Genomic DNA, 14417 nt, shown 5'->3' with positions numbered 1-14417 from the left:
GCTGGCAACTATCATACTCGTTACTCAATGAGATGCAAATAAACATTCATTATCACGCTTTTTTATTGATTATCCCAAATCACCAAAACGAACTTGTAATGCAGTTATGGCTGTTAGCGCCGCTGTTTCGGTGCGTAAAACTCGTGGTCCTAGTAATAGGTCAGTAAAATGATATTGATGAGTCAAATTTATTTCGTCATCTGAAAGCCCACCTTCCGGGCCAATAAGTAAATTGAGGGTGTTATGTTCGCACGCTAATTGATTAATACCTTGCTTAGCTTTAGGGTGAAGATTAAGTTTTAGTCCGTCAGTTAAATTTGCACACCAATTTTCTAATTTTACAACTGGATTTATTTTAGGAATGATATTACGTCCACATTGTTCACAAGCAGAAATCACGATTTTTTGCCATTGTTGTACTTTTTTTTCCAGCCGTTCCTCATCGAGTTTGACTCCACAACGTTCAGAAAGTAAAGGTGTAATACTTGCAACACCTAGCTCGACTGATTTTTGGATAGTAAACTCCATTTTTTCGCCACGAGATATGACTTGTCCTAAATGGATATTTAATGGTGATTCACGATCATCTAAAATCAAATCCTTTGTTGTTACCTTTACAGATTTTTTATTAATCTCGTGTATGGTCGCGGGCAAGATATGGTTTGAACCATCAAAAAGGGTAATCTCTTCACCGACTTTCATTCTTAATACACGAATAAGATGATTGAAAGCGTCATTATTTAATTCTATTAGGCTATTTTGCGAAAGCGTATAGGGTTGAAAAATTCGGGTCATAATGATCGTTATTTAATATTATTTGCAATAAATTATAGCGTAAATTCTCAATATTCGGTAATCTCTATTTTCACGCAATTAAGCTTTCGGAATTTGAGATAATGAGTGTACAGAGCAAAGATAGGGTATTAATTGAAGGATTAACCACATTAGCAACAATTGGCGTATATGAGTGGGAAAAAACCATCAAACAAAAACTAATACTTGATCTAGAAATGGCATGGGATAATCAACCTGCTGGCGAACATGATGATGTTGCACTTTGTTTGGATTACTTTAAAGTGAGTCAAGCTGTAACAGATTTTATCACTTCAACCGCATTTGAATTAATTGAAAGTGTTGCTGAGCGTGTTGCACAATTAATCATCCAACAATTTGCCGTGAAATGGATAAAAATTAAAGTCTCCAAACCAAGCGCAATTGCTAATGCAACTAATGTAGCGGTTGTGATTGAACGGACATCTCGTTTTTAATAACACAAGTATAGATTTTATTATGAACAATTCACCTGATGCCATTTCTAATCAATGCCATCGAACCGCTAAAGGTTTTCAAAATGAACAACCATTTAAAATAAAATTGCGGGATATTTGGCGTTGGCATCGACAACGAAAAGTTTTACCACCCAAAATGGGGTACGATGCATTTAGACAAACGTGGTGTGAAAATATAGATTTAACGTTGAGCGGTGACCGCGTTTGGTGGATAGGGCATTCAACAACATTAATCCGTTTAAATAACAAAATAATATTGACCGATCCTATTTTTTCACAGCGAGCATCACCTTCACAATCGATGGGGCCTAAACGTTTAACCCCAGCAGCAATAAGTATTGATAAGCTTTCTCAGCTTGATTTTATTGTTATTTCGCATAATCATTATGATCATCTTGACTTTACTAGCATTAAACAGCTTATTATGCGGTTTGCTAATGTTACACTGCTTGTTCCGCTAGGATTGAAAAATAAATTAATCAAATGGGGCGCACAAAATGTTATAGAATTGGATTGGTGGGATTCAATTAACATAAATGATATTACGTTTACTGCCACGCCGGCTCAGCATTGGAGTAAGCGAGGACTATTTGATACCAATAAAATATTATGGTGTGGTTGGATGATGCAGTCTAATTGTGATGGCTTAACTAAGACAGTTTATTTTATGGGCGATACCGGATATTCACCCAGTTTAAAAAAAATTAATGAACGTTTTAGCAAAATTGATTTAGCCTTAATTCCAATCGGTGCTTATGCGCCAAGGTGGTTTATGCAATCACAGCATATCGATCCCGCGCAAGCAGTGCAGTTATATGATGAACTTAATTGTCAATCTGCCATAGCTATTCATTGGGGAACATTTGAATTAGCCGATGATCCATTAGATGAACCTCCTGAACTATTAAGCTCACTTAAGCACTCGCGTCAGTTTTATTTATTGAAAATAGGCGGTAGTTTAGCTATTAATCCCGAGAATTATGAATTAAAATAATATTAATCACCAATAACATAAATAAATTAAAAAAGCCATTGGCCTAGAATATTGAGGAAACATATGAAATCTAATCTTATTGCGTTGTCATGCTTAGTCATGAGTTTGACTTTAGTTGGTTGTGGTGGCAAAAATGATGAAGGCAAAAAATACCATTGGTCAAAAGCACATGGCGTTTTAGAAGATTGCCGTGGTGTGATGAATAAATCACAACAGTGTGAAACTAACGGTAATAATCAGCAGTATTTGTTTCAAATAGATAGGTATTAACATGAGTGCTTGGCTCATTTATGCATTATTATCGGCAATTTCGGCTGCTTTTGTCGCTATTTTAGGTAAAATTGGTTTACAACATCTTGATGCCAACACGGCAACGGCTATTCGAGCAATTGTAATGGCTATCTTCTTAGTGGGCGTTGTGGTAGTACAAGGTAAACTAAATTTGATAAGCACTTTTTTGAATGACAAAAAAGCGTTATTTATCATTGCACTTAGTGGTATTGCTGGCGCTCTATCTTGGTTGTTTTATTTTATGGCAATTAAAGAGGGCAAAGTATCTCAAGTTGCCCCCATAGATAAGCTAAGTGTTGTTTTTGCTGTTATCTTTGCCGTCATTTTATTTGGTGAAAAAATTTCCTTTCTTGCCAGTATTGGCGTTTTAATGATTGCCGCTGGTGCAATTTTAGTTGCACTATTTTAGTAGTGCATTAAATAGCTCAACGGTAACACGTTCGCCTTTTTTAACATTGCCTCGTTCTTGTTCAAGCAAAATAAAGCAGTTAGCGCGATTGAACGATTGTGTTATGTGCGATCCTTGTTGACCAGTTGTGGTAACGGCTAGCTCACCTTGATCATCAAGGTAAAGTTTGCCGCGTTGAAAATCCATGCGGCCGATACTTTTTTTCAAATCACAGGCAGTTTTGACGGTAAAAGATGTATTGATCGATGAGCGTTGTTGTCCACTTAAGGTTAAAATTATTGGTTGAACTAATTGATAAAAAGTCACTAATGTTGAAACCGGATTACCCGGTAATCCACAAAATAATGCATCGCCAATTTTACCCAGTGCAAACGGTTTTCCGGGTTTGATGGCAATTTTCCAAAAATCAATTTCGCCCAATTGTTCTAAAGCCATTTTGGTATAATCGGCATCACCAACCGAGACTCCACCACTTGTGATGATTAAATTAGCTTGTTTAGCGGCATTAGATAACGCCTGTTTGATTTGCATGGGATCGTCAGGAATAATACCAAAGTCGATAATTTCGCAGTTTAGTTTTTGTAATAATAATCTTAAGGTGAAACGGTTACTATCATAAATACTAGCGTTATTAGATAAAGGCTCACCAATAGAGGTTAATTCGTTACCAGTAGAAAAAATAGCGACGTTTAATTTTTTAAATACGGTAAGTTGATTAATTCCTAGGGTTGCAAGGGTTGATAGGGTTGGTATGGTTAATTTAGTGCCACACTCAACGATAATGGCATCTTTCTTTATGTCTTCCCCGCATCGACGAATGTTATCACCGCTTTTTACTTCATTTAAAAATCTAATCCCTAAATCCGATTTTTCGGTTTGCTCTTGCATGACAACGGCATCGGCCTCATTAGGTAAGGCCGCACCTGTCATAATTCGTAAACATGTGCCTTTCGGCCAATGAAGATTGTCAACATCATCGCCTGCATAAATAACGCCTGCTACTGGTAGATTTTTGGCGTGTTCAATATCCGATAATCTTACCGCATAACCATCCATGGCTGAATTATCAAAACTTGGCACATTCATCGGCGATATTACTGGTTTTGCCGTTATCCGATCGAGGGAGTCAAGCAAACTCACTTGCTCACAATTGGGTAATTTTATGGACGATACGGCTTGCAGAATTTTTTGTTTGGCTTGTTCAAAAGTGAGTAGCATAAAAATGAGCCTTGTTTAATTTTAAAAATCCATTTTGTTATTCACTAACAAGAAGAGTTAACTAGTAAATACCTTTTAATGAAAACATGATTTGTTATCAAGTTATGGTTAAATTCGTTTAACAAATCGTCGCCTAATGGCGACGATATAAGCAGGATTAGACATTAAATAAGAAATTCATAATGTCACCGTCTTGTACGACATAATCTTTACCTTCAGAGCGCATTTTACCGGCTTCTTTTGCGCCTTGTTCACCACCATATTTAATGAAATCATCAAAAGCGATAGTTTGTGCACGAATAAAGCCTTTTTCAAAGTCGGTATGAATTTTACCGGCTGCTTGTGGGGCGGTATCCCCGACCGAAATCGTCCATGCGCGAACTTCTTTAACGCCCGCTGTAAAATAGGTTTGTAAATTAAGTAAGCTGTAGCCTGCGCGAATGACTCGATTAAGCCCAGGTTCAGTTAAACCAAGGTCTTGCATAAATTCATCACGATCGGCATCGTCAAGTTCGGCTAATTCTGCTTCAATAGCAGCACAGACCGGTACCACTACTGATTTTTCTTGAGCAGCTATAGCTTTCACTTTTTCTAAATATGGGTTATTTTCAAAACCATCTTCATTTACATTGGCAATGTACATGGTTGGTTTTAACGTTAAAAAACTTAGGTATTTAATCGCTTCGAGTTCTTCTTTACTTAAGTCTAAAAGTAATAATTTTTTTCCTTGCTCTAAATGTGGTAAACATTTTTCAAGGATTTCTAACTCAAATTTGGCCTCTTTATCTCCACCTTTAGCTCGTTTTTGTACACGAGTTATCGCACGTTCACAGGCTTCAAGATCGGAAAGTGCTAGTTCAGTATTGATAATTTCGATATCTTCTGCGGGATCAATCTTGCCAGCAACATGGATAATATTGTCGTTTTCAAAACAACGAACCACATGACCAATAGCTTCAGTTTCACGAATATTAGCCAAAAATTGATTACCCAAACCTTCACCTTTTGATGCGCCTTTCACTAAACCGGCAATGTCAACAAACTCCATTGTTGTGGGTAACGTGCGCTGTGGTTTTACAATTTTAGCCAATTCATCTAAACGTGGATCGGGCATAGGTACAACACCAGTATTGGGTTCAATTGTACAAAATGGAAAGTTAGCTGCTTCAATACCTGCTTTAGTTAATGCGTTAAAAAGAGTTGACTTGCCAACATTTGGTAGTCCGACAATACCACATTTAAATCCCATACTTTTAATTACCTTTTATTCTAAAATAGCTTGAAAATAGAGGCTAATTATATACTAAATCGTGCCGATTGTGCCAATGTTCTTCATGTTGAATGCAAAGTTAGCAAAATTATTCGCAGGTTTATTCAATAACCGCGCTTTAGTTGATTGCAACAAGTAAGACATATATCGCTATTTGTTTATGGTTAATTCTCGACAGTTAAACCGAGTTGATAAAGTTGATTTTTTTTAAGCCCATAAATTTCAGCTGTTATGGCAGCCGCTTTTTTGAGCGGTAACTCTTTTTGCAATAATTTTAAGGTATTAATCACGTTTTCATCGATATCCTCATCGCTTTTAGTGTGACCTTCAACAATCAAAACAAATTCACCTTTTTGACGATTAGTATCTTCATTCAACCAATTAATTAACTCTGCAACAGGGTAACTGACTATGGTTTCCCAAGTTTTAGTCAGTTCTTTGGCAAGTACAATCATTCTTTCATGACCAAAAACCGTTTGCATATCGTGTAATGTATCTAACAAACGATGCGTCGATTCGTAAAAAATCATTGTGCGTGATTGATTAACTAGCTTAACCAAACTGTCTTGTCGTGCTTTCGTTTTAGCCGGTAAAAATCCTTCATAACTAAATTTATCAGAAGGAAGACCAGCAACCGAGAGCGCGGCAATTGCTGCGCAAGCGCCAGGAATAGGCACGACGTTGATATTATTTTCACGACAAGCTTTGACTAAATGATAGCCCGGATCATTAATTAATGGCGTACCTGCATCGGATATTAATGCGATGGATATTCCTGATTTAAGTTTTTCAATCAAAATTTGGGCTTTTTGCTGTTCATTATGATCGTGTAAAGAAAACAGTTTAGCTTTTATGGCTAAATGCTGTAAAAGTAAACCGCTATGGCGGGTGTCTTCGGCCGCGATAAGATCAACACTTTTAAGTGTTTCAATTGCTCTGAGCGTAATATCATCTAGATTACCGATAGGGGTTGCAACAATATATAAAGTCATTATGTTAAGTCACATTCAATTTTGGTTGAAAAATACGATAAATATACTATACGAACTAGCATTTTATTGTATATACTCACCACTTTCAAAATAAATCCTATTTGGGATCGAATAATCGATTAATTCAATGTTGGTAAGATATTAATCATCTGTAGAGCAATCAACGATATTGTTGATCAACAAATGGTATTTTTGTGCTAAATTAATAGCAATAAAGCAGAAATTAAATCTAACAATATAAACTGCTTTGGTTATTATATTCGACCAGCATAAAAAATAATCTATATAATAGCTTTTTACAATAAAAGCGATAAAATATGCACATAAAAATATATGAATGAAGGGTGTTGCTTTGAAAAAGATTCTTACATTAAGTTGTTTAAGTTTATTGATTGTGGCCTGTACACAGTCAAATCCTGCTGAAATTGAAGATATTTCTGATTCATCATCGAGTAATGGTGTGACACAGGGTTATAAAAAACCACCAGCTAATATTTCAACCGGTGGCAGAATGTCAACGCCGGTGAGTTCACCAACAACTTATTCGACGCCTTCATCAAGACCTGTTACTACAACGACAACCAGTGTTCATAATAATGTGTTAACGACTAATGAACGAACCGTTTATAACCGTAATTATGACGAAATTCCTAAAGGTGGTTACAAAGGCGATACCTATACAGTTAAACGCGGTGATACACTATTTTATATTGCATGGGTAACGGGAAATGATTTTCGATCTTTAGCGGCTAAAAATAATATTAAAGAGCCTTATGGTGTCAATGTTGGACAAGTACTCGATGTAAGTGGCGGCACAACAGTTGTAACGCAAACACAAAAGACAACATCTAATCATACTTCTTCTCCTTCTATGGTTTACATGGATGATGATAAGACTACCGCAGCAGCACAAGCCAAAACTAAACCGGTAATGACAACAACCACTACTACGACTACTACCACATCTGGTAATAATCAACCCCCTAAAACTACTCAAAAAACTGAAACGGTGACTGAGCCACTCAATAATACATCTAGCCCTAGCATCAGTGCGAATAGTTCAGCTAATATACCTGTAACATCCTCGCCGGTATCAAATGTGGCAAATATTGCGTGGCAATGGCCGGCAAAAGGTAAGATTATTGAAAAATTCTCAAATGCAAGCAAAGGTATTGATATTGCAGGTTCATTGGGTGACAAAGTTGTAGCTGCTGCTGACGGTCGTGTTGTTTACTCAGGTAATGCTTTACCCGGTTATGGTAATTTAATCATCATTAAACACAATGATGATTATTTAACTGCCTATGCACATAACCAATCAATTTTAGTAAAAGAGCAACAAGCAGTGAGGGCAGGCGAACAAATTGCCACAATGGGCGCAACAGGGACTTCATCGGTAAGACTGCATTTTGAAATCCGTTATAAAGCACAATCTGTTGATCCATTGAAATACTTATCAAAATAATTGAAGTTTTATGTAAGCTTTATTGATATATAAAACGCATAATGCACGGTGTTTTCCGTGCATTATTATGAATACAAATTTAACCGTTTTATTCTACGAAACAAAGGAGTTATACTCATGGCAGTAAAAAAATTAGTGCTTATTCGACACGGAGAAAGTGTTTGGAATCAAGAAAACCGTTTTTGTGGTTGGACAGATGTTGATTTATCTGAAAAAGGTAAAAAAGAAGCAGCTGAAGCTGGACAACTTTTAAAGAAAGAAGGGTTTACTTTTGATTTTGCTTATACTTCTGTTTTAAAACGTGCAATCCATACTTTATGGCATGTTTTAGATGCAGTTGATCAAGCATGGTTACCGGTTGAAAAAAACTGGAAGCTTAATGAACGTCACTATGGTGCATTACAAGGTTTAAATAAAGCAGAAACAGCGGCTAAATATGGTGATGAACAAGTCAAATTGTGGCGTCGTGGTTTTGCAATTACACCTCCAGCACTTGAAAAATCAGATGAACGTTTTCCTGGACATGATTCACGTTACAGCAAATTACCTGAATCAGAATTACCATTAACAGAAAGCCTTGCATTAACGATTAAACGTGTGCTTCCTTATTGGGAATCAACTATTGCGCCACGTGTTGCTAAAGGTGAGCGTGTGATTATTGCTGCACACGGTAACTCTTTACGAGCATTAGTCAAACACCTTGATAACATCAGTGATGATGACATCATTGAACTAAACATCCCAACAGGTGTGCCTTTAGTGTATGAATTTGATGACAACATGAAAGTGATTAAACACTATTATTTAGGTAATGCTGATGAAATTGCTGCAAAACAAGCAGCGGTAGCAAACCAAGGTAAAGCAAAATAATTAATATTTAATTTATGCTTAAAAAGGTAGGTATAGCACTTACCTTTTTTATTATCTTAACAATCTCTTTTTTATCTATTTCACTTTACTTCTTGAGAGTCTTATTTTGTCGAAAATATATTACATTTATGCCGTAATGAATGCGGGAAAATCAACCGAACTATTACAAATAGATCATAATTATTTAAGTAACAATATGCAGACTTTATTGCTTAAGTCGTCCGTTGATACACGTGATTCCGCGGTAGAAATTGTATCGCGATTAGGGTTGCGTAAAAAAGCATTATTGCTTGACGATAATAGTGTTGATGAGATCATTGCACTTATCAAAAAAAATAATTATGCCTGTATATTGATTGATGAAAGCCAGTTTTTATCTAAAAGTACTATATGGAAACTATCGGATGTGTGTGATGAATATGGTGTTCCTATGATGTTTTTTGGCTTAAAAACCGATTATATGGGCCATTTATTCGAAGGTTCAAAAACCTTACTTGAAATTGCCGATAATTTTCGCGAATTAAAAACAGTTTGTTGGTGTGGTAAAAAAGCAACAATGAATTTGCTAGAAGGACAAGATGGTAAAATTGTTAAATTTGGTAATTCAATTCATCTTGGTGATAGTGAGTTCCACTCAGTTTGTCGTAAACATTGGAAAGCAGGTCAAGTTAGACCAAAAAGTTAATTTTAGACAGTGTTACTTTATGGGCATCACTTAATTTGTCTAACGTTATTTGATTTGAAAAAAGTGTGAATGACTTCTCATTTTTACGATATTGTTTTATTGATTCCTTCAATTTTGTGTCATATTAACTGAACCGATTCAGTTTCGTTTTATTCATTATAAGGAATCACTATGAAAATCAAAATTGTTTCATCTGCTCTATTACTTGGTCTGCTTAGCTGTAATGCCAGTGCAAAAGAGTTTGTCTTAATCGATAACGAAAAAGATATTGCAGAAGGTAACTGGTCGATTTCAAGCAAAGATTTGGGTGTAAAAAATGAAAAATTTACTATTCAAAACACGGTGCTTAAAGGCGGTAAACAAGAAGGAACTGAATTACTAACAATAACAAGTGATGTTTTGACTATTAAATTAATTCCTACTCGTGGCTTAGGTATTTTATCGGTAGAAGGGGAGGGGGTTCGTTTAGGCTGGGATTCGCCTGTTAATGAAGTTGTTAACCCCAAATATATCAATTTAGAAAGTCGCGGCGGCATCGGTTGGTTAGATGGCTTTAACGAAATGATGGTTCGTTGTGGTTTTGAATGGACTGGACATGCCGTTCAAGCCGATGGCATGATGTATACGCTTCATGGGCGAGCACAAAATACGCCTGTATCAAAATTAATTGTCACAATCGAAGATAAAGCACCCTATACTATTAACATTAAAGGTTTAATAAAAGAAAACACATTCAAAAAAAGTCATTTAGAAACGTGGGCATCACTTAGCTATGTGCCAGGAAGTAATGACTTTACCATACACGATGTTGTAACCAATAAGAGTGATTATACCCGCGATTATCAAATCATCTATCATAGCAATTTTGGTACGCCAATTCTTGAAGAAGGCGCTAGATTTGTTGCGCCAGTTAAAGAAATTTCACCTTTTAACGATTATGCGAAAGAAGGATTAGCGACGTGGCAAACTTATTTAGGTCCAACTAAAGATTTTGATGAAATGGTCTTTAACGTTTATCCATTTGCGGATGCAAATAATCACACACAAGTGATGGTCACCAATAAAGCAGGCGATAAAGCAGCAGGTATCGCTTTTAATACCAAACAGTTACCGGTACTTTCGTTATGGAAAAATACCGACACCCTTAAGCAAGGTTATGTGACGGGTCTTGAGCCTGGTACCAGTTTTGCCTATCCAGTGACCATAGAGCGAGAACAAAAACGCGTTCGTCAATTGGCCCCTGGTCAAAGTACAGAGTTTACTTTAACGTATAGTTTATTATCGGGTAAAGATGCTGTAAGCAAATATGAAGAGCAAATCAACGCAATTCAGGGTGCGCAACAGACCCAAGTTGTTACTCAACCTATGGCCAAAGAATAACTACCCAATTTTGCTACCAACGCGCAGTTGGTAGCTATCTCATCTATCTATTTTTTCATGTTATTCATCTCTAAAATTATTATCTAAATAAAAGTAGTTTAAAGATGTATTGCTGGTTGATACTTGATTCGCTTTTAATTGGTAGGTATAGTCGGTAAAATTATGTTTATATATATGACTCAACACTTAAACGATGATTTTACGTTGCTAATGCTAAAATAGTATTTCACTATTTAAGTGTAATTTTACTAAACGATAAGGATAGAAATGGCAAACCGACGAATAATAATTGGTATTAGTGGCGCAACAGGAATTGCTTATGGTATTAAAGCGTTAGAACTGTTAAAACCGTTAGATATCGAAACGCATCTTGTTATTTCTAAAGCTGCACAAATAACTTGTCGCTACGAAGTCCCCAATATGAGTATAAAACAGATTCAAGCATTAGCAGATAAGGTTTATTCCATTAATAATATTGGTGCTGCGATAGCCAGTGGATCTTATAAAACTCTTGGTATGTTAGTTGCTCCCTGTTCAATGCGCTCTCTATCTGCTATTGCGACTAGTTTATCTGATAATTTACTTACTCGAGCCGCTGATGTGGTACTTAAAGAGCGTCGCCGTTTAGTTTTAATGGTAAGAGAAACACCACTGCATTTAGGTCACATTAACAATATGCAAGCCGTCACTCAAATGGGCGGCATAATATTTCCACCGGTTCCTGCTTTTTATCAACATATTGATACCATTGATGATATGATAACTCATAGCGTTGCAAGAGCCTTAGACTTGTTTGATATTGATATGCCTTGTTTACCTCGCTGGGGTGAGGATATGCAACTTAACAGTAAAATAATTGAATGACATGACGAGCAACAAATTTTGTAGGCAACCTAATCATAAAATCATTGAATTTATCAAAAAACAACATGTGCTTTCGCTATGTGTGATTTTATCGAATAATCAACCTTGGGCATGTAATACCTTTTATGTATTTGATCAAGATTTGATGAATTTATATTTTCTCACTGAGCTAAAAACTCAGCATGCTAATGCAATGCTCAATCAGCCACAGGTAGCAGGTACAATTAGTATCGCGCCTAAAACTGTTGTTCAAATTCAAGGTATACAGTTTGTTGCAATAGCAAAACAGCTAAGTGATCAACAAGCTATGCATGCTTATTCACTGTATTATCAAGCTTTTCCATTCGCTAAATTAATGAAAGCGCCGATTTGGTCACTGGAATTACAGTACATTAAAATGACCAATAATTTACTTGGTTTTGCGCATAAAGATATTTGGACAAGAAACTAATCTTTTTACCGTCAGGTGGTTCAAATTTTCAATTTTAGCCGTTTTTATGTCCATTCAATTCGTTCAAATTGAGTTATTGAATCACTATTCTTATCCAATAGCTCAAATTCACAGCTTTCAAGTAAACTGATTGGCAATCATTAAAAATTAACCTTGTTATAAAAAAAAATTATAAATATATATAAATATATTATTTAACGAGAAAAATACTATTTTGTATTATACTTGCAAACCTTAATTTTTTTCATCACTAACATAAATGCGTAAATTAGCCGATCGACTCGACCACTTTTCTGATTCAGTTATCCGCCGGATGACCCGAATTGCAAATGAATATCAAGCTATCAATTTATCACAAGGATTTCCTGATTTTGATCCACCAAAAGAATTGATACAAGCTCTTAAACAGGCTGCTGAGCAAGGTCCTCACCAATATGAAATTACTTGGGGTTCAAAAGAATTTAGACAGTTACTGGCTAAAAAGCAGCAAAAATTGATGAACATTGATATAAACCCCGATGAAAACGTCCTTGTAACCTGTGGAAGTACAGAAGCAATGATGTGTGCAGTTATGACAATTTGTAATCCTAAAGACAAAGTTATCATCTTTTCGCCTTTTTATGAAAATTATGGTGCTGATGCGATTTTATCTGATGCAACGCCAATATATGTACCACTCATTCCACCAACATTTGAGTTTGATAAAAAGCAGCTTAGGCAAGCGTTTGAACAAGGTGCGAAAGCCTTAATCTTATGTAATCCGAGTAATCCATGCGGTAAAGTTTTTACCAAAGCAGAACTTGACTATATCAGTCAATTAGCCATCGAGTTTGATGCTTATGTTATTACTGATGAAGTGTATGAACATATGGTTTATGCCCCGCACAAGCACCTTTATTTAGCCAATTTTCCCGGTATGAAAGAGCGTACTATTAGTTGTAGTTCATTATCAAAAACGTATTCGATTACAGGTTGGCGCCTTGGTTATATTATTGCAGATAAAACTATCATTGATGGCTGTAAAATGATCCATGACTTTTTAACTGTTGGCGCCGCTGCACCATTACAAAAAGCCGCTTGTGCTGGCTTATCATTGGGTGAGGATTATTATCAACAATTAACTCAAATCTATACTGAAAAACGTCAATTGTTTTTGCAAGGGTTAGATAAAATAGGTCTATCTTATTATGAACCTCAAGGCGCCTATTATGTCTTGGTTGATATTTCGGCCTTTAACCCATTTAAAACTGATTTTGAATTTTGTGAATGGTTAATTAAAGAAGTAGGCGTAGCGGCTGTACCGGGGTCGGCATTTTTCAAACATCCTGAGTATCGATATATTCGTTTTCATTTTGCTAAACAAGAACAAACGCTGATTGCAGCTTTACAAAGATTATCCAAATTTAAGGAAAAATTATTATGTTTAAAAAATTAATTGCATTAAGTTTTGCTATTTTATCAACATTCACTTTGCTGACCGGTTGTGATGATACTAAAAAAGAGAATCATATTGTTGTCGGTGTTGCTGCCGGACCTTATGGTGATATGTTTAAACAAGCGATTGCACCAGGGCTAGAAAAGAAAGGTTATAGTGTTGAAATTCGGGAGTTTAGTGATTATGTACAACCTAATTTGGCGTTAGCGAATAAAGAAATTGATGCTAATTTATTTCAACATCTCACTTATTTGAATAATTTTAAACAGGCACGCAATTTAGATATTATCGCAATTGGCTTTGTGCCTACCGCTGGTGCGGGTATTTTTTCTAATAAAATTACTGATTTTTCTCAATTAAAAAAAGGTGATCAAGTCACTATTGCCAATGATGTCACTAATGAAGCACGAGCATTAAGAATCTTGCAAGCCGCAGGTCTTATTAAACTTGATCCAACTGTGGATAAAAATAATCTTACTCCTAATAACATTATTGAAAATCCTTATGGTTTAAATATTGTTCCAATTGAAGCACCGCAAACACCTAGATCGTTAGATAGTGCGGTATTGTCGGTTGTCAATGGTAACTATGCTATTGGTGCCGGTTTAGATTTGTCTAAAGCACTTTATACCGAAGTATTAGATAAAGATCTAAAAAATGTTATTGCCATTCGAAGTTCATCTAAAGATACTTTAGGTAAAGACATTATTGATGTACTTAAGTCACCTGAATTTGCGCAAGTGATCGAAGATAAAAATGGTATTTTTTATACTTTCCAAAAACCTGACTATCAATTATTTTAAT

Annotated in this window: 16 protein-coding genes; 12 read left to right on the top strand and 4 right to left on the bottom strand. The window is 35.8% G+C overall.

Annotation, left to right across the window (positions count from 1 at the left end):
• Positions 1 to 69: 69 nt before the first annotated feature.
• The gene (gene rsmE, locus J3U66_RS07090) at positions 70 to 801 is read right to left on the bottom strand and encodes a 16S rRNA (uracil(1498)-N(3))-methyltransferase (RefSeq protein ID WP_416379646.1); all 732 of its coding nucleotides are present in this window, start codon (positions 799 to 801) and stop codon (positions 70 to 72) included.
• 95 nt (positions 802 to 896) lie between these two features.
• Here rsmE and folB point away from each other — a divergent pair, with 95 nt between their 5' ends.
• From folB to J3U66_RS07070, 4 genes are all read left to right on the top strand, one after another.
• Positions 897 to 1268, top strand: coding sequence for a dihydroneopterin aldolase (folB, locus tag J3U66_RS07085; protein WP_267333019.1), 372 nt, complete (start codon positions 897 to 899; stop codon positions 1266 to 1268).
• A 22-nt stretch (positions 1269 to 1290) separates the two neighbouring features.
• Positions 1291 to 2283, top strand: coding sequence for an MBL fold metallo-hydrolase (locus J3U66_RS07080; RefSeq protein ID WP_267348528.1), 993 nt, complete (start codon positions 1291 to 1293; stop codon positions 2281 to 2283).
• A 63-nt stretch (positions 2284 to 2346) separates the two neighbouring features.
• A complete protein-coding gene (locus tag J3U66_RS07075) occupies positions 2347 to 2553 on the top strand; it encodes a hypothetical protein (protein ID WP_065633386.1) in 207 nt (68 codons plus the stop codon).
• A 1-nt stretch (position 2554) separates the two neighbouring features.
• A complete protein-coding gene (locus J3U66_RS07070) occupies positions 2555 to 2983 on the top strand; it encodes an EamA family transporter (protein ID WP_065633385.1) in 429 nt (142 codons plus the stop codon).
• On the opposite strand, the gene moeA is transcribed toward J3U66_RS07070, so the two are convergent.
• From moeA to rsmI, 3 genes are all read right to left on the bottom strand, one after another.
• Entirely contained in the window at positions 2975 to 4201 is a 1227-nt protein-coding gene (gene moeA / locus J3U66_RS07065) for a molybdopterin molybdotransferase MoeA (protein ID WP_267333017.1), read from the bottom strand. The two genes, J3U66_RS07070 and moeA, sit on opposite strands and share 9 nt — an antisense overlap.
• A gap of 157 nt (positions 4202 to 4358) precedes the next feature.
• On the bottom strand, positions 4359 to 5450 hold the full coding sequence (ychF, locus tag J3U66_RS07060) for a redox-regulated ATPase YchF (protein WP_267333016.1): 1092 nt from the start codon (positions 5448 to 5450) through the stop codon (positions 4359 to 4361).
• Between the two features lie 185 nt (positions 5451 to 5635).
• Positions 5636 to 6463, bottom strand: a complete 828-nt coding sequence (gene rsmI, locus J3U66_RS07055; RefSeq protein WP_267333015.1) for a 16S rRNA (cytidine(1402)-2'-O)-methyltransferase — start codon at positions 6461 to 6463, stop codon at positions 5636 to 5638.
• Between the two features lie 352 nt (positions 6464 to 6815).
• Between rsmI and nlpD the strand changes: the two genes are divergently transcribed.
• From nlpD to J3U66_RS07015, 8 genes are all read left to right on the top strand, one after another.
• On the top strand, positions 6816 to 7928 hold the full coding sequence (gene nlpD, locus J3U66_RS07050; RefSeq protein ID WP_267333014.1) for a murein hydrolase activator NlpD: 1113 nt from the start codon (positions 6816 to 6818) through the stop codon (positions 7926 to 7928).
• A gap of 117 nt (positions 7929 to 8045) precedes the next feature.
• The gene (gpmA, locus tag J3U66_RS07045) at positions 8046 to 8798 is read left to right on the top strand and encodes a 2,3-diphosphoglycerate-dependent phosphoglycerate mutase (protein WP_267333013.1); all 753 of its coding nucleotides are present in this window, start codon (positions 8046 to 8048) and stop codon (positions 8796 to 8798) included.
• A 106-nt stretch (positions 8799 to 8904) separates the two neighbouring features.
• Entirely contained in the window at positions 8905 to 9483 is a 579-nt protein-coding gene (locus tag J3U66_RS07040; RefSeq protein ID WP_065633379.1) for a thymidine kinase, read from the top strand.
• 171 nt (positions 9484 to 9654) lie between these two features.
• A complete protein-coding gene (locus tag J3U66_RS07035) occupies positions 9655 to 10863 on the top strand; it encodes an aldose 1-epimerase family protein (RefSeq protein WP_267333012.1) in 1209 nt (402 codons plus the stop codon).
• Between the two features lie 267 nt (positions 10864 to 11130).
• Positions 11131 to 11727 carry a UbiX family flavin prenyltransferase gene (locus tag J3U66_RS07030; protein ID WP_267333011.1) on the top strand — a complete coding sequence of 199 codons (597 nt, stop codon included), beginning with the start codon at positions 11131 to 11133 and terminating at the stop codon, positions 11725 to 11727.
• A 1-nt stretch (position 11728) separates the two neighbouring features.
• Positions 11729 to 12178: a pyridoxamine 5'-phosphate oxidase family protein gene (locus J3U66_RS07025; protein WP_267333010.1), complete on the top strand. Its 450-nt coding sequence runs from the start codon at positions 11729 to 11731 to the stop codon at positions 12176 to 12178.
• Between the two features lie 259 nt (positions 12179 to 12437).
• A complete protein-coding gene (locus J3U66_RS07020; protein ID WP_267348526.1) occupies positions 12438 to 13613 on the top strand; it encodes a pyridoxal phosphate-dependent aminotransferase in 1176 nt (391 codons plus the stop codon).
• Positions 13598 to 14416, top strand: a complete 819-nt coding sequence (locus J3U66_RS07015; RefSeq protein WP_065634051.1) for a MetQ/NlpA family ABC transporter substrate-binding protein — start codon at positions 13598 to 13600, stop codon at positions 14414 to 14416. Before J3U66_RS07020 ends, J3U66_RS07015 begins: the two co-directional genes overlap by 16 nt.
• Position 14417 lies beyond the last annotated feature (1 nt).

The sequence above is a fragment of the Gilliamella sp. B2969 genome (assembly GCF_026536195.1).
GTDB lineage: Bacteria > Pseudomonadota > Gammaproteobacteria > Enterobacterales > Orbaceae > Gilliamella.
Note: the sequence above shows the minus strand (reverse complement) of the source record. Positions and strands in the feature narration are given on the sequence as shown.

Bases quoted from the DNA above. Each gene is read 5' to 3' on its own strand.
- folB (WP_267333019.1), top strand. From the start codon at position 897: ATGAGTGTACAGAGCAAAGATAGGGTATTAATTGAAGGATTAACCACA.
- J3U66_RS07080 (WP_267348528.1), top strand. From the start codon at position 1,291: ATGAACAATTCACCTGATGCCATTTCTAATCAATGCCATCGAACCGCT.
- J3U66_RS07075 (WP_065633386.1), top strand. From the start codon at position 2,347: ATGAAATCTAATCTTATTGCGTTGTCATGCTTAGTCATGAGTTTGACT.
- J3U66_RS07070 (WP_065633385.1), top strand. From the start codon at position 2,555: ATGAGTGCTTGGCTCATTTATGCATTATTATCGGCAATTTCGGCTGCT.
- moeA (WP_267333017.1), bottom strand. From the start codon at position 4,201: ATGCTACTCACTTTTGAACAAGCCAAACAAAAAATTCTGCAAGCCGTA.
- ychF (WP_267333016.1), bottom strand. From the start codon at position 5,450: ATGGGATTTAAATGTGGTATTGTCGGACTACCAAATGTTGGCAAGTCA.
- rsmI (WP_267333015.1), bottom strand. From the start codon at position 6,463: ATGACTTTATATATTGTTGCAACCCCTATCGGTAATCTAGATGATATT.
- gpmA (WP_267333013.1), top strand. From the start codon at position 8,046: ATGGCAGTAAAAAAATTAGTGCTTATTCGACACGGAGAAAGTGTTTGG.
- J3U66_RS07035 (WP_267333012.1), top strand. From the start codon at position 9,655: ATGAAAATCAAAATTGTTTCATCTGCTCTATTACTTGGTCTGCTTAGC.
- J3U66_RS07030 (WP_267333011.1), top strand. From the start codon at position 11,131: ATGGCAAACCGACGAATAATAATTGGTATTAGTGGCGCAACAGGAATT.
- J3U66_RS07025 (WP_267333010.1), top strand. From the start codon at position 11,729: ATGACGAGCAACAAATTTTGTAGGCAACCTAATCATAAAATCATTGAA.
- J3U66_RS07020 (WP_267348526.1), top strand. From the start codon at position 12,438: ATGCGTAAATTAGCCGATCGACTCGACCACTTTTCTGATTCAGTTATC.
- J3U66_RS07015 (WP_065634051.1), top strand. From the start codon at position 13,598: ATGTTTAAAAAATTAATTGCATTAAGTTTTGCTATTTTATCAACATTC.